Consider the following 24,334-nt stretch of genomic DNA (forward strand, 5'->3'; position numbering starts at 1 on the left):
ACATATTATTTACATAGTTGTTCCTGATTGAGATATAGAGGTTGCCAACCTAAATGGCTATTATTTTTCGCCAAATTGATCGTAAAGTATTGAAAAAGGATTGAAATGTGCTGAAAATCATCACTGATACACTTTTTTCCAATCGCGTTATTTGGGGCCAGGCTTTCCAACATGCAATGACAGGCATATAAAACAACTCAATCAGCTAGTTACAAAATAAAAACCAATTATATTATGGGTTTTAGCCACTCGAGCGTTCTTACTTATATGATGAATTCAATTGAAAGAAAATGAGTAACTTACGATCTGCTAACTACCCAAGAATGAGCAAACTGAGGGCATCCACATCCAGTGTCCATGACCAATTAGATAAAAAAATCATGGCGCAATCGCCATTTGATAACAAAACAAACTATGGTCATTTTTTACGTTACCAATTTCACCTAATGCGTCATGTTGAGTCACTCTACTTAGACACTCAGCTCGCCAAACTGGTCCCTGATCTGCTTGCACGTAACCGCTTCAAAGCACTCAGCCAAGATTTCCAAGATCTCAATCTAGAACAACCTGAGCCACTCCCCAATACAACCATTGTGACACATTGCCACTATGCTAGTTTAGGTTGGCTGTATGTCATCGAGGGCTCAAAACTCGGCGCGGCTGTTTTGGCAAAAGAGGCTGAAAAGTTAGGCTTAAATGGTGAATTTGGCGCTCGCTTTTTAGCTGGTTCAGAAAAAAGTAGAGGGTCTCATTGGCGCCAGTTTATGCAAGGCATTGAAGATGCTCCACTGAACGAACAACAAGAACAAGCGATGCTAGAAGGCGCACAAGCCGCGTTCACATTTGCCAATGCGCTTGTTGAGCTAAGTTATGCACAACCAGAAAATACGCATGTCGCATAATATTCGTCAAAACCTAGTGAAATATACCTACCTACTCGGTGGAGTTATTTCACTGGGGCTCGCATTCATTGGGGCGATTTTGCCAATTATGCCAACCACAGTTTTTCTGATCATCGCATTGTGGTGTTTTTCAAAATCCTCTGTTCGACTTGAGCACTGGCTGCTAACACACCCCAGATTCGGCCAAATACTTAGGAATTGGCAACGACATCAAGTTGTACCAAAACCCGCCAAGTTCTTTGCCGCAGCGGGAATGAGTGCCAGCCTGATAATATCTGGTCTGCTGTTTTCTTTTGGTTGGTTACAAGTCGCTTTATTTTTGCTATTTGCCTTTATCTGCAACTACTTATTTGCCAAACCCAGCTGTCCAAACTCACAAGGCAATCCTCAACAGGAGAAACGCTTTAATATCGCGCTCAGCGCGGTTTCTTGCGTATTACTTTGCTACTGGTTTATCGTTGAATATTCACCAATAGTCTATCAATAAATTGACCCCCTTAGCGCTTCAACTACACCTCCATGTAGTCCTTGTCACTGAGATAAACAAACAAAACACAGTCGACCTGTTATCTTGTCAAAAAAATATCGTTCTACTTCTATAACGCGTTACAATTCATAAACATAACAGGTTCAAAATGACAAGGAGCGAATTATGCTAAGGTATAGTGTGATTTTATTTATTTTGTGTTTTACAACGACAGCAAACGCAGATGTAGAGCATATAAGTGCTGATCAAATACTCGGGGTAAATCAGCACGAAGCACCGATTTACAGAAGCAGTACTACGCCTACCATTGTCACCTTTTGGGCTTCATGGTGCCCATACTGTAAACAATTATTACCATTACTAGAGGGGTTACAACGCAAATTAGGTCACGATAAAGTGAGCGTGATTGTTGTTAACACCAAGGAGGAAGGCAATCTGGGGCAAACTAGAAGAACGTATAAAAGCCTCTTAAAGCAATTTGAAAAGCGTGGTCTGCAAGTCACTTTTGTTTTCGACAAAAAGCATACGCTCTATAAGAAGTTAAAAAAGCCTGGATTACCTTTCACCCTCGTTATAGATCAGCAAGGCCAGGTAACCTACGCTCAAGCAGGCTATAGTGAACGAACAGCCCAACCCATGCTTAAAGCCATTGAGAAAGTATTGACGAGTAAAACGTCGCTCGAAGATCAAGGATAACATTACACGTTTGGTTTTCAGAACAAATCAACATAGTGTCTGAAAGCCTTGCCACTTACCTCGGTATAAAGGCATTTATATATTGTATAAAATTAAATAATTAATATTGTACTGGGGCTCAATTGGCGACAACAAAAACACATCTTTAGACAATTATGACTGCTTAATGTATAAAAATAACAAAGACCACATCCCATCAATATCAGCACGTTTTTAAATAGCAATTTTCTAAACTTTTCAATACTTTTAGTATCAAATCACCACAGATACAATCTATATTAAAAGGTAAATGCAGGTATCAAAATCAACCACCTTTACTTAATTTTTATCGTGGCAATTCGCACTTTAAACCCTGCTAATTTTTTACTCTGCCAACTTTTATCTTAGACATAATAAACTTGCTCCAATACTTTATTAATGGTACTGTTAATGATAATTATTTACATTTATGCACTACAGTAAGGAACAAACGGTGTCAAATTCCGCTGGTATAGATCTGTTTATTCGCGATAATCAATTTTGGCTGGTGAGGTTCTTACAGAACAAGCTGAAACTGCACTCGCATCACGATGCACAAGATTTATCTCAGGACACCTTTATCAGGGCCCTGACTTCATCGACCGATCTGCTCGAGGTCAAAGAACCTCGGGCTTATTTAGCGACAATTGCAAACCGCCTGATCATAGATAAAGCACGTCGAAAACGTATCGAGCAGGCTTATATCGAGGCGCAAAGTGAACTTCCGCAAGCGCAGGCCCCCTCTTGTGAAACAGTTTTAGAAACGATGCAAAGGTTGGAAGCGCTGTCCCGTTTACTCGAAGGTCTAGCTGATAAGCCCAGACGCGCGTTTTTAATGGCGCGTTTAGATGGTATGAAATATAAAGAAATCGCCGCAGCACTTGATGTCTCTGAAAGCATGGTGCAAAAGTATATTGCTCAAACGCTCTTACATTGCCACAGCCAGTTGATGGATTAAGTCCCAGAGATCACTATGTCGGCACAAAACGCTAGCTACCAACATAAACTCAAACAAGCCGCAGATTGGTGTGCCTTATTACATTCGGACGCACCAACTGACGAAGATATTCAAGCACATCATCAATGGCTAAACTTACACCCAGACAATCAAAGAGCATATGATGAATTAACTGCGTTGTGGGGTGAGTTTAATACTCCCGATACGGGGTTAAATGGGCGCGTTTTAAATAACGTGTTAGATAACAAGCCGCCAAAGCGTCATGGTGCCGCAAAAGCCTTTCTCAGTATCGCCTTATTTTCGGGATTTGGTCTGTTATTAAACCATCTTGGTTTTAGCGGTATCACCGCTGATCACTATACCCTCAAAGGGCAAACTCAAACGATTACACTTCAAGATGGCAGTGTGATAACCCTAAATGCACAAACCCAAATTGATGTGGAATTCAATGACCAAACCCGCCTAATTCGCCTACATCAAGGTGAAGTACATATCGATGCAACCACCAATCCATCCTGGCCGTTAGTGGTGCAAACAAAAGATGCCAGCGCAACCGCACTGGGTACAAGCTTCTCGGTCAAAGCACGCGGACAAGATACTTACGTTGTGGTCACGGAATCCAAAGTAAAACTGTGCTATTTGCCACAAAATAACTGTGTAACAGGAAAACAAGGCGAAGCCATGGAAGTAGAGGATAGATACTTAACAGGCCCTTACCCAACCAACCCTAGCATCCGCTTAGCTTGGTTAAACCATAGGTTGGTCGCCAATGATATTAGTCTAACCGTGTTACTGGAATCGCTCGAAGCGCATTACCCAGGCGTATTAATGTATCAAAGCACAGAGCTCAGCCATATTCGTGTATCTGGCGTCTACCCGACTGACAATATCGAACTTGCGATGAAAATGTTGGCATCAGATCCAACCATAAAGCACCAATCAGTAGCCAATCACCTCCACTTTATCTCATTGAAATAATTGAAATAACCCAAAAACTAAAAAAAATCTGAATTTTTTTAGTTTTTGGGTACTGTTTTTTTTGACTGCCCCGTCCTATATGTAGCTCTAAATAATAATGAGAACCATTTATGATAGGCGTTCGTACTCCTCGCTCAATTTTAACTGCATTGCTGTGCTCTGGACTGGCTTTACCAAGCGCAGCCTTGGCACAACAAGCACACCTACTTGATATTCCAAAAGGCAGCTTAGCTAACGCGTTGAATACGTTAGCACTGCAAACGGGCGTCTTACTACAATTCGACCCCAACCAAGTTGGCAGCACACAGACTCTTGGATTAAAAGGCGAGTTTGTATTGCGAGATGGGTTCGATCAGCTACTCACAGGTACTGGGTTGTATGCCGAAAAAACAGCGAATGGCAGTTTCATCATCCGTTCAATCACTGATGACCAAGCCGTTGTGCTTGATACACTTGATGTTTATGCCAGTAATAATGCGCGCACTGAGATCTATCAATCGGCTTCTTCCGACACAAAGTTAGGGCAAGCACAGCTTACCCGCGTCGCACCAAGAGATACATCCGATATTTTTTATAATGTGCCCGGTGTGGCCACCTCACAATCACGCCAAGAGCCAGGTGTGGCCGTCAACGTGCGCGGTATACAAGACTTTGGCCGCGTAAATGTGATGATAGATGGTGCAAGGCAAAACTTTCAACGCAGTGGTCACGGCGCAAATGGCACGGTTTATCTCGATCCACAATTACTGTCCAGTGTCGATATATCCAAAGGCCCAGTGGGTGATGCCGGTGGTGCAGGCGCCATAGGTGGCGTAGTCAACTTCAAGACGCTTGAATTTGCAGATCTAGCAATCGAAGGGAAAGAACATGGTAGCAAGCTTTCTTTAGCAACAGGCAGTAATGCCTATCACTTGCAAGGGCTGTTAGCATCGGGTGTTCGTGTGGGAAAGAATTTAGAACTGGTAGCAGCCGTTGGCCGAAAAAGCGTAGGACGATTTGAACCAGGTCAAAATGGTGGCAATGCAGGTAAAAGTGAATACTTCGATGCGTTAAGCGCATTTACCGAACAAGATCAGTGGTCTTCTCTACTCAAAGCCAGTTATAAAATTGATGACCAACAAACAATTAAGTTGAGCTATATCGGCTTTTACGCCGACTTTGAGGAGGGCTCAACCACGGTTCAAACCAACACCGACAGCGCACCAGGTGCAACCAGTAAGCTGAAAAATGACACCATTAAGTTAGATTATACTTGGAATCCAAATTCTGATTACCTCGATTTAAGTGCCAGTATTTATTACAACCGCACCAACATGCGTCAGCATCGTTTTGAGTCAGGAAAAGACACCAACCCGTACGGTGAGTTTGCGCTTGAGTTTGAGACCAATACCGTTGGCATGGCGCTAGAAAACTATGCATTTTTCAGTCTCGAACATCAATGGTTGCCAGAGGCTGACTCTTTATTAATCCTTAATACCGGTACCGAATACTTTAGAGATTGGACACAACCTCAAGCGATTCAGCAAACACCCGGTTCAGGCGATCCAACTTGGTTCACAGGTGCAACACCAGGTGGCGATCGTGCCGTTGCCAGCGTATTTACTCAGGCAGAATGGCAATATGGGGAGCATTTATCCATTGAAACAGGCGTGCGTTACGAGCACTTCTCAATCGAAGGTGAAGGAGAAATCAACTCAGGATCAATCCTAAACCCGCCGGGCGTAACACCGTCTAAAACGCTTATTTTTACTCATTTTGACGTGGCACGCCATGACGAATACATATCGCCTAATGTACGTGTAGCCTATCGCTTTACCGATGAAATACAGGCGTATGTAAGCTCGGCCAAAGGGGTGAGACACCCTGCAATCACGGAAACTCTGCTTTTTGGTATGCACGCCGGTAATAGCTTCCCATTTTACCCAAACCCCGGTTTAAAAGCTGAAAAGTCTCTCAATAACGAAGTTGGCATCAACTTTGAGTTTATGCAATTAGCCAATGAGCATGACCTCATGATTAAAGCGGGCTGGTTTAACAATACGGTTGATAACTTTATTGTTCAAGGTACCGTCATGAGCCCAACGTCTGTCAGTGATAGAAGCAATATTCGCAGCTATGTCAATTTGCTCGATGAGGTTCGTTTTGAAGGGCTTGAACTACAAGCCGACTATGAGTCAAAACATATTTTTGCCGAGCTGAACTACACCAAAATGAACTTTAACCCAGGCCAGGGCGACTATGACCCGTTTCCACTGGGCAGCCAAGTTGGGTTCCCGAAAACAAATCTAGGTCAAACAAAATCTGGAGGCTTACTTTATATCGAGCCTGCAAAGCATAGCGCTGCCTTAACGATTGGCGTCAAGCTACTCGAAGACAAATTGAAATTTGGTACGCGCGTGCGTGTAGAAGATAACGATGGTCGAGGTGGCTCAGCATATAAAGATGTTGTTGACTGGGAAATCTACGATCTATGGCTAGATTACCAGTACTCACCACAGCTCCAACTGCGTCTGTCTGTCGACAACCTTAAAGACCTCAATTATGCCGAGGCCAATGGTACTTCATATTGGGTAGCACCAGGGCGCAGTGTGATTGGACGGATCAACATCAAATTCTAATTTAAGATAAGGGTAAAAATCATGCAAAAAGCTTTTAGGCTCGCGCTTATCAGTAGCGCTGTAATGAGCGCGAACGTGGCAACTGCCGCTGAAATAAACCTGCAACAATTACATGTGTTTGGCAACCCACAGACCATTATGTTCGGCGGAGACAAAGGCATGTTGCCCACCAAGCCACCAGTATTGCACCCTAAAAGTGGCAAGTTGATCGGTAGCATGATGTCTGGTGCTGGCAACACGATGACAACACTCGGTCAATCAGGGATTTATTACTTCACTCCGCAATTGAGTGAAGGAAAGTTGACTGATTTTAATACTCAAATTAATACCGTAAATAATGATATCGGTGCATTTACGACCAATATCGTGGTAAACAGCCTAGGTGCAGCCTTTGGTGGTGCAAAATCAAGCTTATTTGTATGGACCGAAGAAGGTGGTATGCAGGATGCGCTATCGGGTCTAGATCTTAGCCATATCAATGGTGGCAGTTTCGAAATAAACGGCCTCATCACCGTCGATACACAAGACAATATTTATTTTGCAGCATCACAGCGCAATGATGAATTTTATGCTTTGTTACGCTTAAGCTCGGAAGGTGAACTAGACATATTGGTCAACTTCGGTCGTGATGAATATAAACAAGCTGCAGGCAGTTCGTTTATCTATACCAAAGGACAATCTCCCGCAGCCTTGATCTTCAGTGCAGCCGACAATGCCATTTACGGCCTTGCACACAAAAATGCGAATTCGGCAGGTGCAGGCAGCCATGACGGACTGGACAATGACGACTTTGCCAGTGGCACCGTATTTAAACTCGATCTGGCCAGTGTTGTGACAGATGGCAGCTCAGAAGTCACAGTACTTCATTCCTTCTCCAATAAGCTTCATGGGTTAATTGACGACCATTCGCTGACAACCAACGTCGTTGTTGAACATGGAGACTGGCTATACGGTACTTCAGCCAAAACGGTATGGCGCCTCCATAAAAATAAAGCGAACAGCTTCAGTCTGCTTCATACCTTTGGCAACGAAGAAAATGGCATCACAGCAGCACAAGATGGTCATTTACCAGCGGGCCCACTGGTGTTCGCCGCAGATGGCAACATTTACGGTACGACGCGCTCCAATGGCGGCGACGAAACGGGAGCAGGTACTTTGTTCCGCATCAACTTAAGCGCAGATACGGCAGATCTTGATAAAACAAAAGATAGCTTTGAAATTGTTCAACAATTTGATGGTCAAGCCTCTATCCGACCTGTTGGTCTAACACCCGGCGCACTCGTAGAAGAGCAGCAGACTATCTATGGTGCCACCAACGGTAATAACACCACAGAATCTGGTGGCGTATTTGAATTTACCGTCAAACAACATGCTTTAAGTTTTACCACTGCAACAACTGAACTGACGGTTGGAGAGCGCCTAGAGCTAAGCTGGCAATCGATCAATATCAGTAACTGTACCGCCAGTGGTGATTGGGAAGGTCTAAAAGAGAGCAATGGGCAAGCGTCTATAGAACCGGACTCTGAGGGCGAAAAGTCCTATGTGTTGACCTGTCAGGATACTGATCAAAAGATTTATGCCCAAACACTTGAAGTGTTAGTCAACCCAGAACCAGAGCCAGAACCAGAGCCAGAGCCAGAACCAGAGCCAGAACCAGAGCCAGAACCAGAGCCAGAACCAGAGCCAGAACCAGAGCCAGAACCTGAGCCAGAGCCAGAGCCAGAACCAGAGCCTGAACCAGAACCAGAGCCTGAGCCAGAGCCAGAGCCAGAACCAAAGCCTGAGCCTGATACCAGCACAACCCCTGAGCCTACACCTGAGCCTGAAGCAGACAAAGGCAGCAGTGGTTCATTTGGCGGCTTCATGCTTGCGCTAGGTGCATTGGTGATAGGTCGCCGTTTACGCAGAAAAACGCACTAAACCAAATTCGAATTGCAAGGGCATGCCCTTGCCAATAACAACGGAAGTATCAGCATGGCGCGCAGCAGGTACTTCTCACAACGACCTTTAGGTCAACAATATTAAATAATTAACGATTAAGGAATTACCATGTCAATACAAGTAACTTACAGTGCAAACTACACGTTCAGTAACCTAAACGACTTCTTCACAGATGCAACTCGTTTCTTCAAAAACACCGATTACAATGAAAACATCGGTAGCTTTGCAGGTGCAGAGAACCCAAATCCAACTGTAGATCTGGGCTTCTGGGGACTATTTGGTACTTTCTCTGGTACTCAATATGTTCAAGAAGGCCAAGTCGGTACTGAGAGCCTAGGCTTTATCATTCAAGCAGCTGACGGTTCATACGTAGACTACACATTCTTCGCAGGTCCTTCACACACAATGTACGGTGAAATTGCTTCGATTTCATTCGGTCGTGGCCTAACACAAAATGCAAATGGTGAATACAGCTTCGCAGAAGATCTAGTGAGCTTCGATGGCCTAGACACAATCGGCCTAAATGCTGGCTTTGATGCAACTGGTGGTGTCATTGGTCGCCATGAAGGCACGAACACAACCCACAACATTGTTGATGGCTTAAAAGACTCTGAGTTCACTTACTTCACAGATCTACTCACACAACAAGGCATCGATCTCACTCAAAACGACACTGTTGGTACAGTTGGTGTAGCAGGCTTGGCTGATTTTGACCTAGTCGCTTAACCCATAAAGCACTGCAGCTTCGCTGCAGTGCTATCTGCAATCTATCGAGTCTACTATGAAAAAACTTTGTATCTGCTTGTTATCCCTATCATTCTCTAGCCTTGCGACCACGGCTGTCGATGGCGTCAGCGTAAACTACCTCACTTCACTTCACTACACCGGCCCAGAGGGTTGGCCAAGTGCAGGCAAACCCTATGCTCCCCCTATTTACAATGCACAGCGGGATCAATTAATCGGTCTTTCAACCGTGGGGCGGTATGACAGTGACATTGTAGCGCCCAGTATGTGGGGATTAGCACCAGTACAAGGACATTATTTTGCATTGGCAAAACACATCAAAGGATTCGTTGGTTTTGTGCAGCATCCAACGCTAGATAGACTTTATAGCATTGATGACTTAGGTAATATATTTTACGTGCACTCGGATGGCAGCAATAAAACCATTGTGTTCGATAATGCTGATGGCACGCTCAATCAATACCCAAACGTCCATCCTATTTTTGATGACCAAGCACGCCTCTTGTTTATCGATACAGACCACAAAACATACTCAAGACTGATGCGTCTTGAAAGCGATAATACACTCACAGAATTACACCAATTCACGCAAAATCCTCACGGTGATTTTACTGCCGCAGGTGGCATGCTCCTCAGTGGTAATACCCTTTATGGCTACCTGGGTTACCCCAGAGGCTATCCATATTTCAATACGAAATCGAACGATGATAATTTTGCTGTGGGTGCGATTTATGCCGCAGAGCTCAGTGACGACTCAAGTGTTGATATCAATGTAATTCACGACTTCACGCTCAACCAAGGCGAAGTACCTTGGGATACAGGTGGCCATGCAGAGAACCGAATCGCAACTTATTTAGCGGAAGATCAAGCTGGTTACTTATATGGCTCAACCTCAGTTGGCACCTGTAAAACACAGGGTATAAGTACATTTACCGGACAACCTATCGTCTATGCCAATGGCTTATGCGGGGGTAAATATATGCATTACTCAAGCATGCAAGATGCCGCTCAGCTCATCCATACCGAATTTCCTCATTACGATGGCAGTAACCCACATGGTTCACTATTTAGACTAAAAAAAGACGGTTCAGAGTTTACCCTACTGCATACATTTAACGGCCAAGATGGCAGCCAGCCCAGAGGGCCTATGGTGATCACAGATACAGGCTTCCTGTATGGCACCACCATGAGTGGGGGCGCGCATAAAAGTGAGCTAATCAAAGTACGTAAAGGCGATACATACCCATCCCAAGCGCAAAATATGTCAGGAGATGGGACCTTATACCGTATTCAATTAAACAAGATTAAGATTGAAAATGGCGCTGTGGTACAAAGTGGCTTTGAACATGTGCACTCTTTTAAAGGCGGCATCGGCGAAGATGTCGATGGCAAAGTGCCCACAGGTTTAAAATTAGCCGAAAATGGGCGTATGTATGGCACCACCTTACACGGTGGCCGCAGCTTTATTGATGAAGCGGGTTGGGAATGGGAAAACGATATTTTTGGCACTGTATTCGAAGTCGACCTAAGTGGCATGAAACCAACCGGCTCGGTGACACTGAGCATTACCCCAGGCACCATCAAACTGGGTGAAGAAGCAGAAGTCACTTGGGCAGGTAATAACATAGAAGACTGTGTTGCAACCGGCGGGGTAGCAAGTGGCGATTGGGTACCTGATCAAGTAATTGCGCCACAAGGCAGCATTAAAATATCGCCAGAAACTGGCGTGTACACTTTTTCTATCAACTGCAACGATGTCGATGTTGGCGCTCGATTAGGCTCACTGGCCACCTTATATGTCAATGCAGAGCCAAAAGTAACACAAAGTGAAACGCTCAACTATGGCAATGGCGGTACGTTGCACTGGAGTATACTGGCATTATTAAGCGCCTTGGGCATGACAAGATCGCGTCGTAAAGAGGCCAAATAATGAAGCCTTTTACAGTCCCAAATGAAGCCTTGAAACAGGCATTAAGCAAACAAAAGCGTAGCTTAATACACGTCGCCGGATTTAGCGCTGTGATTAACTTATTAATGCTGATCCCTGCAATCTATATGCTTCAAGTTTATGACCGTGTTTTAAGCTCTTCAAACTTAGACACTTTATTAATGATATCCCTCATCGTCGCTGGATTTTTCATGCTGATGGGTGCTTTAGAGTGGATACGTAGCCGCGTATTGATCGGTATTAGCGAAAGCTTTGACAATGATTTGCATGCCCGTGTATTTGATGCTGTTTATCAACATCAACTCAAAGCTGGAAACGCCAACCCAAGCCAGCTAATTAACGACTTAAATCAAGTGCGTCAGTTCATGACGGGCACCGCAGTCTTTGCCTTTTTTGATGCCCCTTGGGCCCCCCTCTTTCTGCTATTGCTGTTCTTTTTCCATCCGATACTAGGCACCATTGCGTTAGTCGGTACCGTTATTCTTTTTACCTTGGCACTGCTTAATGAAGTCTGGGCTAAAAAGCCGCTGAAAGCTTCTTCAAACGCCACTGCCATCGCCACGCGCTTAGCAAGCGGGATCATTAATAATGCCGAAGTGGCACATGCCATGGGCATGCAACACAACTTACAATCTCGCTGGCAAGCACAACATCAAGCCAGTATCAGTCATCAAAGTCAGGCGAGTAATTTAAGCTCGGTATTAACCGCCATCAGTAAAATTCTCCGTCTCGCGTTACAGTCTGTCATTTTAGGTGCGGGTGCTTGGTTGGCTGTTGATGGCCAGATCACCGCAGGCATGATGATCGCAGGTTCAATTATGGCCGGACGTATGCTATCACCTGTTGAACAACTTGTTGGCGCATTTAAACAATGGCAAAGCGTCAAGTTATCTCGTCAACGACTTGATGCGTTATTGCACCAATACCCCGCTCAAGAAGCTGGGCTTGATTTACCGGCACCAAACGGAAAACTCACCGTCGAAAATGCGACTTTGATCCCACCCATGTCACACACTCCCGTGCTCAACAATATCAATTTTGAATTAAATGCCGGTGAGGTATTAGCAATTATCGGCCCTTCTGGTGCAGGAAAATCATCAATTGCACGCCTTATCACAGGTATTTGGGCACCACGCGCAGGCAAAGTACGCCTAGACGGTGCCGATATTTTTCAATGGAATAAGCAGAGCCTAGGCCCACACTTGGGGTACCTACCGCAAGATGTGGGCTTATTTGCTGGCACCATTCGTGAAAACATCGCACGATTTGGCAGCATGGATGATGAAGCCATCATCAAAGCCGCCCGTTTGGCTGGCGTGCATGACATGATATTAAAATTACCTAAAGGGTATAACACGATACTTGGTGAAGGCGGTATGGGGCTCTCTGGTGGTGAAAAGCAGCGCATTGGCTTAGCCAGAGCACTGTATGGCAACCCTAAGTTAGTGATTTTAGATGAAGCAAATTCAAATTTAGATGATGCCGGAGAAGCGGCGCTTGCTATCACCATTAAAACACTCAAACAGTCCGGTTGCAGCGTAATTTTCATTACACACAGAGCCAGCATTTTAGGCTTAAGTGACAAAATATTACTATTGAATAAAGGCAATATGCAGGCCTTTGGGCCCAGAGAAAATGTCCTTGGTGCCATGCAGCAAGCTAAGCAAAGCCACAGAGGAGTTGCAGCATGAGTACAAAACAACACATTGCCGGCAGCAAACACATTCGTCTCGGCTGGACGGTGATCGCGCTCAGCCTTGGTATATTTTTAGTTTGGGGCGCTTTCGCACCGCTAGACAAAGGCGTTGTTGTAGATGGTCAGGTCGCGGTATCCGGACATAAAAAACAAATACAGGCACCACAACACGGCGTGATCTCAGCGCTGCTGGTGCAAGATGGTCAATGGGTCGATCAAGGCGAACCTTTGCTGGTGCTAGATAGCAAAGTGGCAAAAAGCCAACTTGCCGCGGCAACCACACAGTATTACATGGCACTGGCTGAAAAAGAGCGACTCGATGCTGAACTGCAAGACGCAAACGCACTGGTTTACTCAGACGCACTCACCACGGTCCATTTACCACAAGCCACCCAAGCAATGGCACTAAATCAACAGTTATTTGAGCAACGCCGCGCCGCATTGCAAACACAGTTACAACTGATGCAAGACAGTAAACACACGACCCAATCACGTATTGAGGGTCTTGAACACGTTGTAGCGAGCCACAAGCAACGCGCTGATGTCTATGATAATTGGGTCAATGATACCCAAGCACTGGTTAAAAAAGGGTTCCAATCGCAAGAACAACTGTACCAACTCAAAGCGCAAGCCGCGGAGATCCGTGCAGACTTAGCCAATGCGCACTCAGAACTATTGTCTCAACAAGCTCGTCTATTAGAACTAGATACGCAGCACCAACAAACACTCAAAGGCTATCGTCAAGAAGTCAGTCAGCAAAGAGCGAAAAATCAATCTAGCATCAGCGACTTTAAACAAAGAATGACGGCTGCACAATTTAGCTTAGACAACAGTGAAATTCGAGCGCCTGTCGCAGGGCAAGTCATCGGCTTAGACGCCTTCGGTGATGTAGTATCGCAATCGCAGCTTTTGATGGAAATTGTCCCCAAAGGACAAAGGTTGATTGTCAATGCACGGATCCCCAGCAATCTCATCGACAGTGTTACGTTAGGACAAGATGTGGACCTGTTGTTCAGTGCATTTAACACCAGCACCACACCGAAGGTGAAAGGACAGGTTGAACGCTTAGCGCAAGATACCATCAACGATGAGCGCACTGGGCAGCCTTATTATCAAGTTGCCATTCGCGTAAACCAAGATGCACTAACAGAAAAATTAGTGCTGCAACCGGGCATGCCTGTGCAAGCATTCATCAAAAATGGCGAGCGATCCATGCTGAGTTATTTGCTCAAACCACTCACCGATCGCATTCCAAATGCCATGGCAGATATTTAATCTTTGTACCTGTTTTGATACACTTATCGAACTTGGTCATAGTGCCCGCCGTTTCCCCGATGCAATTTTGTATCATAGGCGGGCCTATTTTGATCGCGCGCTTTTTCGGTAAGGCAGCTACCAACACATCATATACAGCCACCGCCAAGCTCAAAACTCCAATTCAATATAATCAAACCGTGACCGACCCAAAGCGGATATGTTCTCGTCAAATAATAAAAAGTTAAAAAAGCATTACTGTTTTTTTAATCTCATGCGTTCTTTAACTATAGGGGTTCGTTTTTAGAGAAATCAGGGGTTAAGAACCAATGAAACACGCTTTAGCTTTTTTAGCACTGTCACTCGCTTTTAATGCATCAGCCAGTGGAACAGGCTCTCTGACTGCCTATGCGATGTTTATTCAAGCAGACTGGGTCGTAAAAAGTGTGATGTTGATGTTGGTCGCTGCATCTGTTGCATGCTGGGCCGTATTCATCACTAAGCAAAAGCAAATTAAAGCCGCACGTGACAGACTCGCGCACCTGTTAGCACAAAGTCGTCAACAAGATGACCTCTCTCAATTAAACAAGTCACATATTTTAGAAGCGCAACTCGTCGAAGAGGTGTTAATCGAAATGGACTGGGGCGCAAAAAATAATGCCACAGCTGAAGGGGTTAAGGAACGATCTCTACAGCGCATGAAAACCCGTGTCGACGAGTTCACGGATGGCCTAACTCAAGGCACAGGTTCTTTGGCTTCCATTGGTTCAACCGCGCCATTTATCGGCTTGTTCGGCACCGTTTGGGGCATTATGAATAGCTTTATCGGCATAGCCGCAACCAATAGCACCAACTTGGCCGTGGTCGCCCCAGGCATCGCAGAAGCGCTGCTAGCCACAGCACTGGGCCTAGTGGCTGCCATCCCTGCGGTACTCATGTATAACCATTTTACTCGCCACATTGCCCTTTATCGCAAGCAACTCGGTGCACTTTCAAGCCAACTTTTGGTCTTAGCCGGTCGTCAACTGGAGCTGCGTTAACATGGCGATGATGAACGACGATGAACAGGACGAATTTGCGCTCAATAATGAAATCAATATGACGCCTTTTATTGATGTCATGTTGGTGTTACTGATCATCTTCATGGTTGCGGCGCCATTATCTACGGTGTCAGTGCCACTCGAACTGCCAGGTGCCAATGCCGAAGCACACACCTTAGATCAAAATCAGCTGATTTTGTCCTTAGATAAAGATTTACACCTCTTTTTAGGCGACCAAGCCGTGTCACACGCTGAGTTAGCAGCTGCACTGAATACTGCAAGCCAACATAACCCAGAACAAATCGTCTTTATTCGTGCAGATGAACAGGTTGATTATGGCGATTTGATGTCCACGTTAAATACTCTCAGAGACATTGGCTACCTCAACATCTCTTTGGTCGGTGAAGAGGATTTAAATTAGGTGCTCACTCGGCGTGATTGGTTATGGGGGTTTATTTGGGCAGTCGGGTTGCATCTCGCTGTATTGGGTGCAGTCATGTGGAGTTGGCATCCACATACACCAGCCCAGCCTGTGATCTCTCAAGCGCCTTTTGTCGTCAAGTTAGCACCCTTGGCCAAGGCAACCAGCGAGTCTCAAGAGCTGCACAGCTCGCAAGCGCAATCAGCCAGCATACCTGCACCGCTGGAGCCCCAAAATACCACGGCGAATAATATTGGACTGACACATGATGGACGGCTCGACATGGCTAAAAAACCAGAGCCAAAAGCGGTAGATCCGGCACCAAAACCACAAACACGTAAACAGCGTGCGCCTAAAAAAACGGCCGAGTTAGCGCCTCAAAATCCCCAGCCGATTCAGCAGCCTGACATGCCAAAACACGTGACTGATCAACCTGAACAGCAAGAGAGTATCGCCAGTGCCGCAAAAGAAATACAAGCCGAAGCCACTGCACAGCAAAATCAAGCCCAACAGCAAGGCCAAGACACCCAGCTGGCCTTGGTAGCTGCACAAAACTGGCAAGCTCAGCTGATTGCTCACCTTGCAAAGAAAAAGCGCTATCCTACAATGGCACGTAAAAGACGCCAAGAAGCCACGGTCATGGTGAGCTTTGTCATTGATGACAAAGGACAAGCGCAAAACATAGAAGTGGTACAGGCATCTCGCTATCCACTCCTCAACAAAGAAGCAAAAAGCGTCGTTAAACGCGCACAACCTCTGCCCTTACCACCCGAGAATATGTTAAACAGTAAAGTTATGGTGCCCGTCAGGTTTTATTTACTTTAACAAGTAAGAAACACGTCGATATAATAAAATACGCAACTCATATCTTAAACAGGCCAAAATGCAACATTACCCCCTATTTAAAATACTAGTAAACAGAAGGTATATTATTTTCTTTTCCAGTATATTTTATAAACGGGCAATCAAAATCATCACCAAAAATTAAATAGATCTCATAAAGTTGGGCTACGGTCATTACAGTCCTGCCAGTTTCAAAATTGCTAATAGTCGCTTGATCTACACTTAACTTTGCACCAAGCTGAGTTTGAGTCAGATTATTTCTTTTTCTAAGCCCACGTAAGTTATGCTGAACCTCAGACATTAAGTTATTTACTTTAATTTTTCGTCTTATGACATTATTCTTCATCGTTTCCCTCGAAAACATCACCGAAAAGCTGCGTTCACAACTGTTTTCTTATTTACTTATGAAAATGCATTGTTAATAATATAAAGAGCTTAATGTGGAAAAATCTTCGAATTTTATAAAAAGGACTATTTATGAGAAATTTTCTTACCTCCAGCATTTTTGTCAAAATTCAAGGCTTGATATAGCTATTCTAACTAGAGCGGTTCTACGACATAGGTAACGACCAACATAGTTTTATTAGACAAAACCTTTGATATTTATCCAAAAGGAAATCAAATGTGATAAGCGGTGACGACCTCAAAGCTATGCGCAAAAAAGCAGGCTTCACGCAAAAGCAGATGGCCGATAAGCTCAATATCACCAGGGAAACCGTGAGTAATTATGAGCTTGGGGTCGGTGAGCCACGGATTAGTCATTTTTTCAAATGGCTTGCTTATTGTAAAATTGACATTAACCCACTGATGATACAAATTAACAATGTATCGAACAAATTGGCCGATCAAAAAGATATTAAAGATAAGGAATAATTATGACACCACTCAATTCAGCATCTCTCAAAAAAGTCATTGGCGGCTCAATGTGGAAACCAAACCATCCTAATGCTGTAAAAGCTGTAAACCCCTTAGATTAAAGTCAAATATAACTTTTTATTGTCGTATTTTCTTTAGCCAAGAATTTATATGAGTATAGAAAATACATTCTCGATCAAAGCTCGCACATAAGTAATTAACCATATGAAAATGATACACTTGATACTTGTTACAATAATTGCGCTTATCGCTTTCTATATACAAGTAGATAATCCTGTTTATGTTTTTCATTTTTATTTCTCAGTACTAATCTTCTGCTTTCTATTTGGTCTAGTACAGAAAGAGCCTAATATTTGCCACATTTCCATCATGCTTGCTGTAGTTATATTAATTGAGTTTATTTTATTTGGTACCGGCCTCATAGATTTAGGAGCACCAGACGATAACTACCTCATTGTTGGCACCAAAATATTTGGCATACAGCTTTTAATCAATTTATTTGCGATTGTATTATTTATATTCCGGGTACAAGTATCACGATTTTTCTCACGTTCAGGAAAAATTATACTGACTGATTTTGATGGCCTTTTCCATTGGATATTCATTGCAGCTGGTATTATGAATGTATTGGCCTTGATTGAAAATGCGATAAGAAATGGTCTTAACTGGAAGTCTTTAAGGTTTATCTACGACATCTATACAACGTTTGGGTATGCAATTATTGCTGTGACCTGTGGGTTATTACTCACCATGTTGATAATACAAGTAAAAAATAAGCAATTGACTTAAACCCTCACTTATTTTTCTCTGTAAAAATGAATATTTACATGCATTGTTGCGATCAACTAGCAAAATAGCTTAACAAATAAGTGCCAGATCCTCTGGCACTTACTAATTAAGTTCATGTACGACTTTAATTGTCTGTGTTTAGACTTGTTGCCCACTTTTCAATACCTCAAGAACAAACCCTCTGCGGCGAAAACGTATCCCCCCAACCTTAGTCGCACACAGAACAATTTCTATTTAATTTCAGAAGCTTAACAAGGTTCTTCAAACGCTAGTGCTCCCTACATCGCCCTGCTGCCTCTGGTCATTCACCACGTCATAAACTAACTCGCCAAAGCCTGTGCTGCTTCCATCAAAAACATCACCTTTTTACTTTGTTTAGCAACATGCCATGCCAATCATACTCAATGAAGAATAAGTTGTAAGGAAACCACACTCAGAAAAGGCACTTGGAAGTCCTTTGAGTATGGTGCACTCCATTGATTCAAAGCCACCAGTAAACGGTCCTTACGTGTTGGGTAACACCTTACTTTTTATACTATGGACACACTCAGTGTCTAAGGGCGCTTGGTGGCCATAAATGTGCAGAGCCTAGGCCATATTGTATCGATAACAATTCAAGCGCAGAGCACCAAAAACCTAAATTACAAAAGCGCCCTGTAGATCGCCCTTGGTAAAAGCAAAATGGGGCAAATCGCCTTAGCCAACTGGCTTGAAAAGTCATCTACTTACCCTTCATCAAACTCAGACTTACTTACCAAAGATATCAAATTCGCCATTAACTAAAACCTATAAAAAACTGATTAGTAATAACAAAATAAAAATCTCAGCCACGCAGCACTTGTTTATGTTGTATAGACAAATGATTAAATTGAAAATCGGCAAGCTTGTAATAATTAGACTAACCTTAATTTATCTCTTCATTCAATGTAGGCAGACACTGCCTCATTAGCTGCCCAAATGATGGTAAGTTTTATACGGATAGATTGACTGGATCATGCAAAAGAGCAATCATAAAATTTTAGTTATTGTTATTTCTTTTTTGGCCATGGCCATGGTGTTTGCGATTGATGCGCAAATCCCACTGGGCGTTGCAGGGGGCGTCCCGCATATCATTCCAATCTTAATCTCTTTATGGGCAAAAAATACTAGATTTACCCTTACTTTAGCCGTACTTGGTTCTTGTTTAACCATTTTCGCCTTTTATATTTCACCAAGCGGCGGAGAGCTCTGGAAGGTCATGTTTAATCGTGGCATTGCATTAGTCGCAATTTGGGCCTGTGCATTACTCACCATCAAGTACTTTAGCGAGCTAACCAAACAGGTGGCTTTGGAAAAAGAGCTGGAGAAAATCCAAATTTATCGTGAGACCATAGCGGGTGTGAATCACCTCGTCAGAAACCTACAGAGCAACTTTTTAATCATTAATCACTCTGAAAAGCTCAAAGAGGACCTTGGCGAAGAGACTATACACGCATTAAACGCATCTTCACGAGAGGTTCGAGACATTCTTGATAAACTGGGAGAATTAGAAGATGTCACCCCCGAAGTCATTTCAGACATTGCCTATTCAAATGTCAATCAAACTAAATAACTCAAAGATATACATCTCAAGTTATCGAGCACAGAAAATGAGCGCCAAAACTGCGATAACTAACTCAGCTTCCTCTTGCGACCTAAAGTGACATACCTGCACCACACAATTTACCTATAAACGCCTGCAGCCTCCTTATATCTCTAGGGGTTATTCTCCCGTATATCGAATATGTCATAGCCGCTTGGTACAAGTCGCATTACTCTTTACCTAATTAGACAGCTCAGCGAAAGACGGTCACGCCAATATGCCAAGCAGTAATGTGCTCCAACTCGACACTGACATTAATGTAGCCACTCAAAAGCAACGAATAACGCATATACGTCGAATTGGTAATAGTCATGATAGCGACGCTGTTGAGATAATGAACTACATTAAATGTGCCTATAGCACGACTAAAGCGCCACCCACTAACGTAAGAAGCGGTGTTTTCGGTCACGAGAAATTATCGATGGTTTGAAAGACTACCAAAGCCGACCAAAGGATCTAAATTAACTGACCGAATTACTTTTTAATTATTTGGTTGTTTTAAAATATGCATGGAGGATTTATGAAGCATACTGCCACACTCACATCTTGTATTTATATAAGCTTGCTCTCTTTAACTACGCTATCAGCGAAGGCTGAAACCATTGTCATAGACAATGAATCTACACACTTTTCAGTGCTTTCCGGTGACTGGGTTAAGAGTACGTCAGTAGCAGGATATCAAGGTAACTATTATCAGCATGATGGAAATGTTGACACCGTTAGCGAAGTTCAATGGCATTTCGGCATTTAGGCATTAGCACTAACGCGACTTATGAGGTATTTGCCAGATGGACAACGCATCCTAATCGAGCCAGTAACGCCAGTTATGAGGTCACAGATACCAATGGTCGCCACGTGATACAGGTTAACCAGCAACATCGAAATGGCGAGTGGGTATCGCTTGGTATTTTTGATAGGCCCTCTGTCGTAAAACTTTCAAATCAGCATGCCAACGGATTTATTATTGCTGATGCCGTACAAGCTGTATTGCAAGAGCCGCTTGCAGATTCTGATAATGATGGCATTGTCGATAACGACGAAATAACACTATTAAATTCCGATCCAAACAACCCATTTAGTCAAGACCCGACTGGTCATTTAAACGATGCGGATTTTGATAGTGATGGTGATGGTTTTGCCAATCTATACGAAATTAAAACTGGCTTTGACCCCCTCGATATAAACTCGGTACCACCGCTTTCTTCTGAACAAAATACGTTTACTGGCAATGTAACCATTGATGGGGCAATTCTGTTATCACCAAAACTGGCGGAACCTTTTATTTGCTCACAGATCAGCCGTGGCAGTATTTATTATGATGAAAACCTAGACTCTGCCATGATTTGCAACGGTCAGCAATGGAGCGAATTTAGAGGGCCTCAGGGTGAGAAAGGCCGACAAGGTGATGTCGGCGCACAAGGACCACAAGGGTTACAAGGCATTGCGGGTGTGCAAGGAGAGAGAGGCCCCCAAGGTATTCCAGGGCTAAAGGGCGACAAAGGTGACAAGGGCGCCCAAGGCCCGCAGGGAGCGACTGGTCCGCAAGACCCTCAAGGTGAAAAAGGAGACACCGTCGTCGTTAGCCAAAGCTTGGCAGAAATATTAGCGAGCAGTAATCACGCCAATAATCAAAAAATCACAGGGATAGCGCCTCCGACACAAAATAATGATGCCGCCAACAAAGCCTACGTTGACAGCAAAATAGCCGCCCTATCAGCAGGTATTATTCAACAAGCCCAGCCTATGGTCTTTGATGTCTACAACAATGACACAACCACTTATGCCTGTGTAACAAAAGATATTAGAAATCATTGTGCTGATGGTGACGGGTGTACTATCCGATTATTGTTGCAGCATGAAATTAGTGGTACTGATGAAGTGAGAACAATAGATGAACATATTTATCTAGAGGGCGCGCTTTCAAATAACAACAATACTGGGGTTGCAGGCTTCACACGACAAGAAGGCGGTGGAGAATATTACTTTAATTTAGGGTTAAGTGCTGGACACAGATACCATATTTTTGATCCTTGGGGTTGGGCTTGGGCTCGTAACTACTTGCACCCAGATTGTAATAATGGGGTGTATGGCCCGGCATTTTTAGGCGCCGATAAGTATAAGTTGTCATTTATGTCACACCCGCATGTTAAGACCAGAGTGATAATTTATGATAGGTAATGTACTTCATTCCAGCAGGGAATATTTTCAATTAGAAAATTACCAAAAGCCCAAGTTTCAATGAAACTTTAATGGCGGGTGACACGTTATTGCTCACACGCCTTGCTGGAGGTGAGTTCATTTAGCATTCGATCTTTACCACTTATAAGATCTCTTGCTCAGTGACTATTTTCCAGGGGATTTGCTTTTCACGCCAAAAGCGTTTCTCGAGCTCGAGTATTTCTATTTTTCGCTGATCTTCAAATGAACTGACATATTTAGCTTGTAGCGCAAAGTAAGGAAGGTCCCTTGAGGTTGTTTCAACAAGAAAGTCACTTGAAAGGTATTGGTCAACACCACGAACATTTGGGTGCTTGATACCAGCAGATTCCGCTAACTCAAGCGTTATCTCGCGTTCTAGAGGGAACTGCTCTTTGACTTGCAGCACATCCTCCCGCCACTCAAGCAAATAGAACACGGATAGTTCAAGATCGGATAATAAATGATGAGTGCGTTTTGATTTATAACCAAAAACCCGATGTACACGACCGTCTGAAGGTGCATCGTAAACAGTCAACCAAGGCTTATAATCTTGATTGTCACCTGCACCACGTCCTTCTTTGATCCACTTACGATACTGAGCCTCAGTATGGCCAATCTTCCTAGACATAATATACCGCTATAACTGATTGAAATTTCAGCATAGCCTATCAGCACTTTCCATTGCAACCTGACTGAAATAAACTATTACATTCAACCCAAAGTATGATGCTAATATATTTTTTAATATCAAGGAACAGCTAGGAGGAACTATGAGTTTCGAAGACTCAACTTGGCAAGAACGTCAGTACCCACAAGAACTGAGGCAAGAAGATCATCGTAGCGAATACGACAGAGATGAAGCTCGGTTAATTCACTCATCAGCATTCAGGAGGCTTCAATCAAAAACTCAAGTTCTAGGCTTAGGAGAGAGCGACTTCTATCGAACGAGGCTAACTCACTCTATGGAGGTGGCACAAATCGGAAGAGGTATTGTAAAGCATTTGCGTGAGAAAAATGTAGCAAATGCCGATAAACTCCCTCCTAGTGAATTAATTACAGCTATTTGTCTAGCACATGATATTGGGCATCCACCATTCGGACATGGCGGTGAGGTAGCTTTAAATTACTGTATGAGAGATTATGGTGGATTTGAAGGAAATGGACAGACTTTAAGAATTCTTGGGACTTTAGATAAATATCTTGAAGGATATGGCTTAAACCCAACACGTAGAATGCTACTTGGCGTATTGAAATATCCAGCAGCATACAGTTCTTTACTTAATGATATGGCTTATGAAGCAAAGACTAAAGAAACACCGAACTGGTTATTTAAAGCCGCGAAACAAAAACCTCCTAAATGCTATCATGATGATGATGAAGCCATTGTAGAGTTCATCCTCAAACCTTTCTCACAAGAAGAGAGAGAAAAGTTTACTGCAAGCATGGAATACAAACCAAAGAATGATGATCATCGTTCTCCTGAAACCGAGCATAAACTTACAAAATATAAATCTTTAGACTGCTCAATCATGAACCTAGCTGATAACATCTCATACAGTTTGCATGACTTTGAAGATGCCTTGTCTCTGGAACTTATCCGCCAGAGTGATTGGAAGCGTTACTTTGAAGAAAAAGTAGATGGCAGGCAAAGAAAAGAGCTATTTGCGAAAATTAGTACTGAGCGACCAGATTGTGCGTATGACAAAATTACAAAAGATCTTTTTGAGTCAAGCTATACACGCAAAGACGCTATAGGTTCCTTAGTAAACCTCATGATTAGTAACACCCAAATAGTCGAAAATGATTCCCAGTGCTTAGAGCCTTTATTAAGATTGAATGTTGAGCTCACTAGAGATGTTGAGAAGATAAGAAAAGCAATATTTGACCTAGTTAAGGAACTTGTTATCAACAATGAAAATGTACAGCAGCTTGAGTTTAAGGGCCAAAAACTAATAATTGAACTCTTTGAGGTATTGGCAACAGATCCTGAGAGATTCCTACCCAATAAGACCAAAAAAGTTTGGGAGAAAGCAGCCAAATCAGTACTTGATGGGTTATCGGAAGAAGAACAAGAAAGACAATCAATTAAAGATTCAGTAAAACGTAAGCAAATGAGGGTAATTTGTGACTTCGTTTCTGGAATGACAGACGAATATGCGACAAAGTACTATGAAAAGCTTTTCACCCCTAGCAAAGGTTCTATATTTGACCACCTGTAGTTTGAGACTGTCCAGCTTTTAAAAGCTGGACCCATTAAGAACACACCCAGCATGAAACTTTATTGTTTGAGATGATACTTTATTGT

22 protein-coding genes are annotated in these 24,334 nt (G+C 43.4%); 20 read left to right on the forward strand and 2 right to left on the reverse strand.

Annotation, left to right across the window (positions count from 1 at the left end):
• Positions 1 to 290 precede the first annotated feature (290 nt).
• The 14 genes from N473_RS11530 to N473_RS11595 all read left to right on the forward strand — a co-directional run bounded on the left by N473_RS11530 (position 291) and on the right by N473_RS11595 (position 16,526).
• Positions 291 to 902, forward strand: coding sequence for a biliverdin-producing heme oxygenase (locus N473_RS11530; protein WP_063368036.1), 612 nt, complete (start codon positions 291 to 293; stop codon positions 900 to 902).
• The gene (locus N473_RS11535; protein WP_063368037.1) at positions 892 to 1,389 is read left to right on the forward strand and encodes a YbaN family protein; all 498 of its coding nucleotides are present in this window, start codon (positions 892 to 894) and stop codon (positions 1,387 to 1,389) included. Before N473_RS11530 ends, N473_RS11535 begins: the two co-directional genes overlap by 11 nt.
• Before the next feature lie 165 nt (positions 1,390 to 1,554).
• Positions 1,555 to 2,085, forward strand: coding sequence for a TlpA disulfide reductase family protein (locus tag N473_RS11540; protein WP_063368038.1), 531 nt, complete (start codon positions 1,555 to 1,557; stop codon positions 2,083 to 2,085).
• A gap of 472 nt (positions 2,086 to 2,557) precedes the next feature.
• Complete coding sequence (locus tag N473_RS11545) at positions 2,558 to 3,061, forward strand: sigma-70 family RNA polymerase sigma factor (RefSeq protein ID WP_196766402.1); 504 nt, start codon at positions 2,558 to 2,560, stop codon at positions 3,059 to 3,061.
• A gap of 15 nt (positions 3,062 to 3,076) precedes the next feature.
• Positions 3,077 to 4,039 carry a FecR family protein gene (locus N473_RS11550; RefSeq protein ID WP_063368040.1) on the forward strand — a complete coding sequence of 321 codons (963 nt, stop codon included), beginning with the start codon at positions 3,077 to 3,079 and terminating at the stop codon, positions 4,037 to 4,039.
• Between the two features lie 110 nt (positions 4,040 to 4,149).
• The gene (locus N473_RS11555; protein ID WP_063368041.1) at positions 4,150 to 6,657 is read left to right on the forward strand and encodes a TonB-dependent receptor; all 2,508 of its coding nucleotides are present in this window, start codon (positions 4,150 to 4,152) and stop codon (positions 6,655 to 6,657) included.
• A gap of 21 nt (positions 6,658 to 6,678) precedes the next feature.
• Positions 6,679 to 8,577, forward strand: coding sequence for a choice-of-anchor tandem repeat GloVer-containing protein (locus tag N473_RS26500; RefSeq protein ID WP_196766403.1), 1,899 nt, complete (start codon positions 6,679 to 6,681; stop codon positions 8,575 to 8,577).
• 129 nt (positions 8,578 to 8,706) lie between these two features.
• Positions 8,707 to 9,324 carry a heme acquisition protein HasA gene (locus N473_RS11565; protein ID WP_063368042.1) on the forward strand — a complete coding sequence of 206 codons (618 nt, stop codon included), beginning with the start codon at positions 8,707 to 8,709 and terminating at the stop codon, positions 9,322 to 9,324.
• A 55-nt stretch (positions 9,325 to 9,379) separates the two neighbouring features.
• Positions 9,380 to 11,272 (forward strand): choice-of-anchor tandem repeat GloVer-containing protein, encoded by a 1,893-nt coding sequence (locus N473_RS11570; RefSeq protein ID WP_063368043.1) that lies wholly within the window; start codon positions 9,380 to 9,382, stop codon positions 11,270 to 11,272.
• Entirely contained in the window at positions 11,272 to 12,981 is a 1,710-nt protein-coding gene (locus N473_RS11575) for a type I secretion system permease/ATPase (protein WP_063368044.1), read from the forward strand. Before N473_RS11570 ends, N473_RS11575 begins: the two co-directional genes overlap by 1 nt.
• Positions 12,978 to 14,261, forward strand: a complete 1,284-nt coding sequence (locus N473_RS11580) for an HlyD family type I secretion periplasmic adaptor subunit (protein WP_063368045.1) — start codon at positions 12,978 to 12,980, stop codon at positions 14,259 to 14,261. Before N473_RS11575 ends, N473_RS11580 begins: the two co-directional genes overlap by 4 nt.
• Before the next feature lie 308 nt (positions 14,262 to 14,569).
• Complete coding sequence (exbB, locus tag N473_RS11585) at positions 14,570 to 15,280, forward strand: tonB-system energizer ExbB (RefSeq protein ID WP_081221107.1); 711 nt, start codon at positions 14,570 to 14,572, stop codon at positions 15,278 to 15,280.
• A 1-nt stretch (position 15,281) separates the two neighbouring features.
• Positions 15,282 to 15,701: a biopolymer transporter ExbD gene (locus N473_RS11590; RefSeq protein ID WP_063368046.1), complete on the forward strand. Its 420-nt coding sequence runs from the start codon at positions 15,282 to 15,284 to the stop codon at positions 15,699 to 15,701.
• Positions 15,702 to 16,526, forward strand: a complete 825-nt coding sequence (locus tag N473_RS11595; RefSeq protein ID WP_063368047.1) for an energy transducer TonB — start codon at positions 15,702 to 15,704, stop codon at positions 16,524 to 16,526.
• A gap of 85 nt (positions 16,527 to 16,611) precedes the next feature.
• On the opposite strand, the gene N473_RS11600 is transcribed toward N473_RS11595, so the two are convergent.
• Positions 16,612 to 16,890: a helix-turn-helix domain-containing protein gene (locus tag N473_RS11600; RefSeq protein ID WP_231099561.1), complete on the reverse strand. Its 279-nt coding sequence runs from the start codon at positions 16,888 to 16,890 to the stop codon at positions 16,612 to 16,614.
• A 278-nt stretch (positions 16,891 to 17,168) separates the two neighbouring features.
• Between N473_RS11600 and N473_RS11605 the strand changes: the two genes are divergently transcribed.
• The 5 genes from N473_RS11605 to N473_RS26725 all read left to right on the forward strand — a co-directional run bounded on the left by N473_RS11605 (position 17,169) and on the right by N473_RS26725 (position 22,008).
• Complete coding sequence (locus tag N473_RS11605) at positions 17,169 to 17,417, forward strand: helix-turn-helix domain-containing protein (RefSeq protein WP_063368049.1); 249 nt, start codon at positions 17,169 to 17,171, stop codon at positions 17,415 to 17,417.
• Positions 17,418 to 17,624: 207 nt separating this feature from the next.
• Entirely contained in the window at positions 17,625 to 18,209 is a 585-nt protein-coding gene (locus N473_RS11610; RefSeq protein WP_155735589.1) for a hypothetical protein, read from the forward strand.
• A 994-nt stretch (positions 18,210 to 19,203) separates the two neighbouring features.
• Entirely contained in the window at positions 19,204 to 19,800 is a 597-nt protein-coding gene (locus N473_RS11615; RefSeq protein ID WP_063368051.1) for a hypothetical protein, read from the forward strand.
• A gap of 550 nt (positions 19,801 to 20,350) precedes the next feature.
• Positions 20,351 to 20,581, forward strand: a complete 231-nt coding sequence (locus tag N473_RS11620) for a hypothetical protein (protein WP_063368052.1) — start codon at positions 20,351 to 20,353, stop codon at positions 20,579 to 20,581.
• Positions 20,563 to 22,008 carry a hypothetical protein gene (locus N473_RS26725; RefSeq protein WP_063368053.1) on the forward strand — a complete coding sequence of 482 codons (1,446 nt, stop codon included), beginning with the start codon at positions 20,563 to 20,565 and terminating at the stop codon, positions 22,006 to 22,008. Before N473_RS11620 ends, N473_RS26725 begins: the two co-directional genes overlap by 19 nt.
• A 142-nt stretch (positions 22,009 to 22,150) precedes the next feature.
• Here the strand turns inward: N473_RS26725 and N473_RS11630 are convergent, their stop codons facing one another.
• Positions 22,151 to 22,657: a TnsA endonuclease N-terminal domain-containing protein gene (locus N473_RS11630; protein ID WP_231099562.1), complete on the reverse strand. Its 507-nt coding sequence runs from the start codon at positions 22,655 to 22,657 to the stop codon at positions 22,151 to 22,153.
• A 142-nt stretch (positions 22,658 to 22,799) separates the two neighbouring features.
• On the opposite strand from N473_RS11630, the gene N473_RS11635 reads away from it, so the two are divergent.
• Entirely contained in the window at positions 22,800 to 24,248 is a 1,449-nt protein-coding gene (locus N473_RS11635; protein WP_063368054.1) for an anti-phage deoxyguanosine triphosphatase, read from the forward strand.
• Positions 24,249 to 24,334: the final 86 nt, after the last annotated feature.

Origin of the sequence: Pseudoalteromonas luteoviolacea CPMOR-1, assembly GCF_001625685.1 — a bacterium.
GTDB classification, from domain to species: Bacteria; Pseudomonadota; Gammaproteobacteria; order Enterobacterales; family Alteromonadaceae; genus Pseudoalteromonas; species Pseudoalteromonas luteoviolacea_K.

Bases quoted from the DNA above. Each gene is read 5' to 3' on its own strand.
- N473_RS11530 (WP_063368036.1), top strand. From the start codon at position 291: ATGAGTAACTTACGATCTGCTAACTACCCAAGAATGAGCAAACTGAGG.
- N473_RS11535 (WP_063368037.1), top strand. From the start codon at position 892: ATGTCGCATAATATTCGTCAAAACCTAGTGAAATATACCTACCTACTC.
- N473_RS11540 (WP_063368038.1), top strand. From the start codon at position 1,555: ATGCTAAGGTATAGTGTGATTTTATTTATTTTGTGTTTTACAACGACA.
- N473_RS11550 (WP_063368040.1), top strand. From the start codon at position 3,077: ATGTCGGCACAAAACGCTAGCTACCAACATAAACTCAAACAAGCCGCA.
- N473_RS11555 (WP_063368041.1), top strand. From the start codon at position 4,150: ATGATAGGCGTTCGTACTCCTCGCTCAATTTTAACTGCATTGCTGTGC.
- N473_RS26500 (WP_196766403.1), top strand. From the start codon at position 6,679: ATGCAAAAAGCTTTTAGGCTCGCGCTTATCAGTAGCGCTGTAATGAGC.
- N473_RS11565 (WP_063368042.1), top strand. From the start codon at position 8,707: ATGTCAATACAAGTAACTTACAGTGCAAACTACACGTTCAGTAACCTA.
- N473_RS11570 (WP_063368043.1), top strand. From the start codon at position 9,380: ATGAAAAAACTTTGTATCTGCTTGTTATCCCTATCATTCTCTAGCCTT.
- N473_RS11575 (WP_063368044.1), top strand. From the start codon at position 11,272: ATGAAGCCTTTTACAGTCCCAAATGAAGCCTTGAAACAGGCATTAAGC.
- N473_RS11580 (WP_063368045.1), top strand. From the start codon at position 12,978: ATGAGTACAAAACAACACATTGCCGGCAGCAAACACATTCGTCTCGGC.
- exbB (WP_081221107.1), top strand. From the start codon at position 14,570: ATGAAACACGCTTTAGCTTTTTTAGCACTGTCACTCGCTTTTAATGCA.
- N473_RS11590 (WP_063368046.1), top strand. From the start codon at position 15,282: ATGGCGATGATGAACGACGATGAACAGGACGAATTTGCGCTCAATAAT.
- N473_RS11600 (WP_231099561.1), bottom strand. From the start codon at position 16,890: ATGAAGAATAATGTCATAAGACGAAAAATTAAAGTAAATAACTTAATG.
- N473_RS11610 (WP_155735589.1), top strand. From the start codon at position 17,625: ATGAAAATGATACACTTGATACTTGTTACAATAATTGCGCTTATCGCT.
- N473_RS11615 (WP_063368051.1), top strand. From the start codon at position 19,204: ATGCAAAAGAGCAATCATAAAATTTTAGTTATTGTTATTTCTTTTTTG.
- N473_RS11620 (WP_063368052.1), top strand. From the start codon at position 20,351: ATGAAGCATACTGCCACACTCACATCTTGTATTTATATAAGCTTGCTC.
- N473_RS26725 (WP_063368053.1), top strand. From the start codon at position 20,563: ATGGCATTTCGGCATTTAGGCATTAGCACTAACGCGACTTATGAGGTA.
- N473_RS11630 (WP_231099562.1), bottom strand. From the start codon at position 22,657: ATGTCTAGGAAGATTGGCCATACTGAGGCTCAGTATCGTAAGTGGATC.
- N473_RS11635 (WP_063368054.1), top strand. From the start codon at position 22,800: ATGAGTTTCGAAGACTCAACTTGGCAAGAACGTCAGTACCCACAAGAA.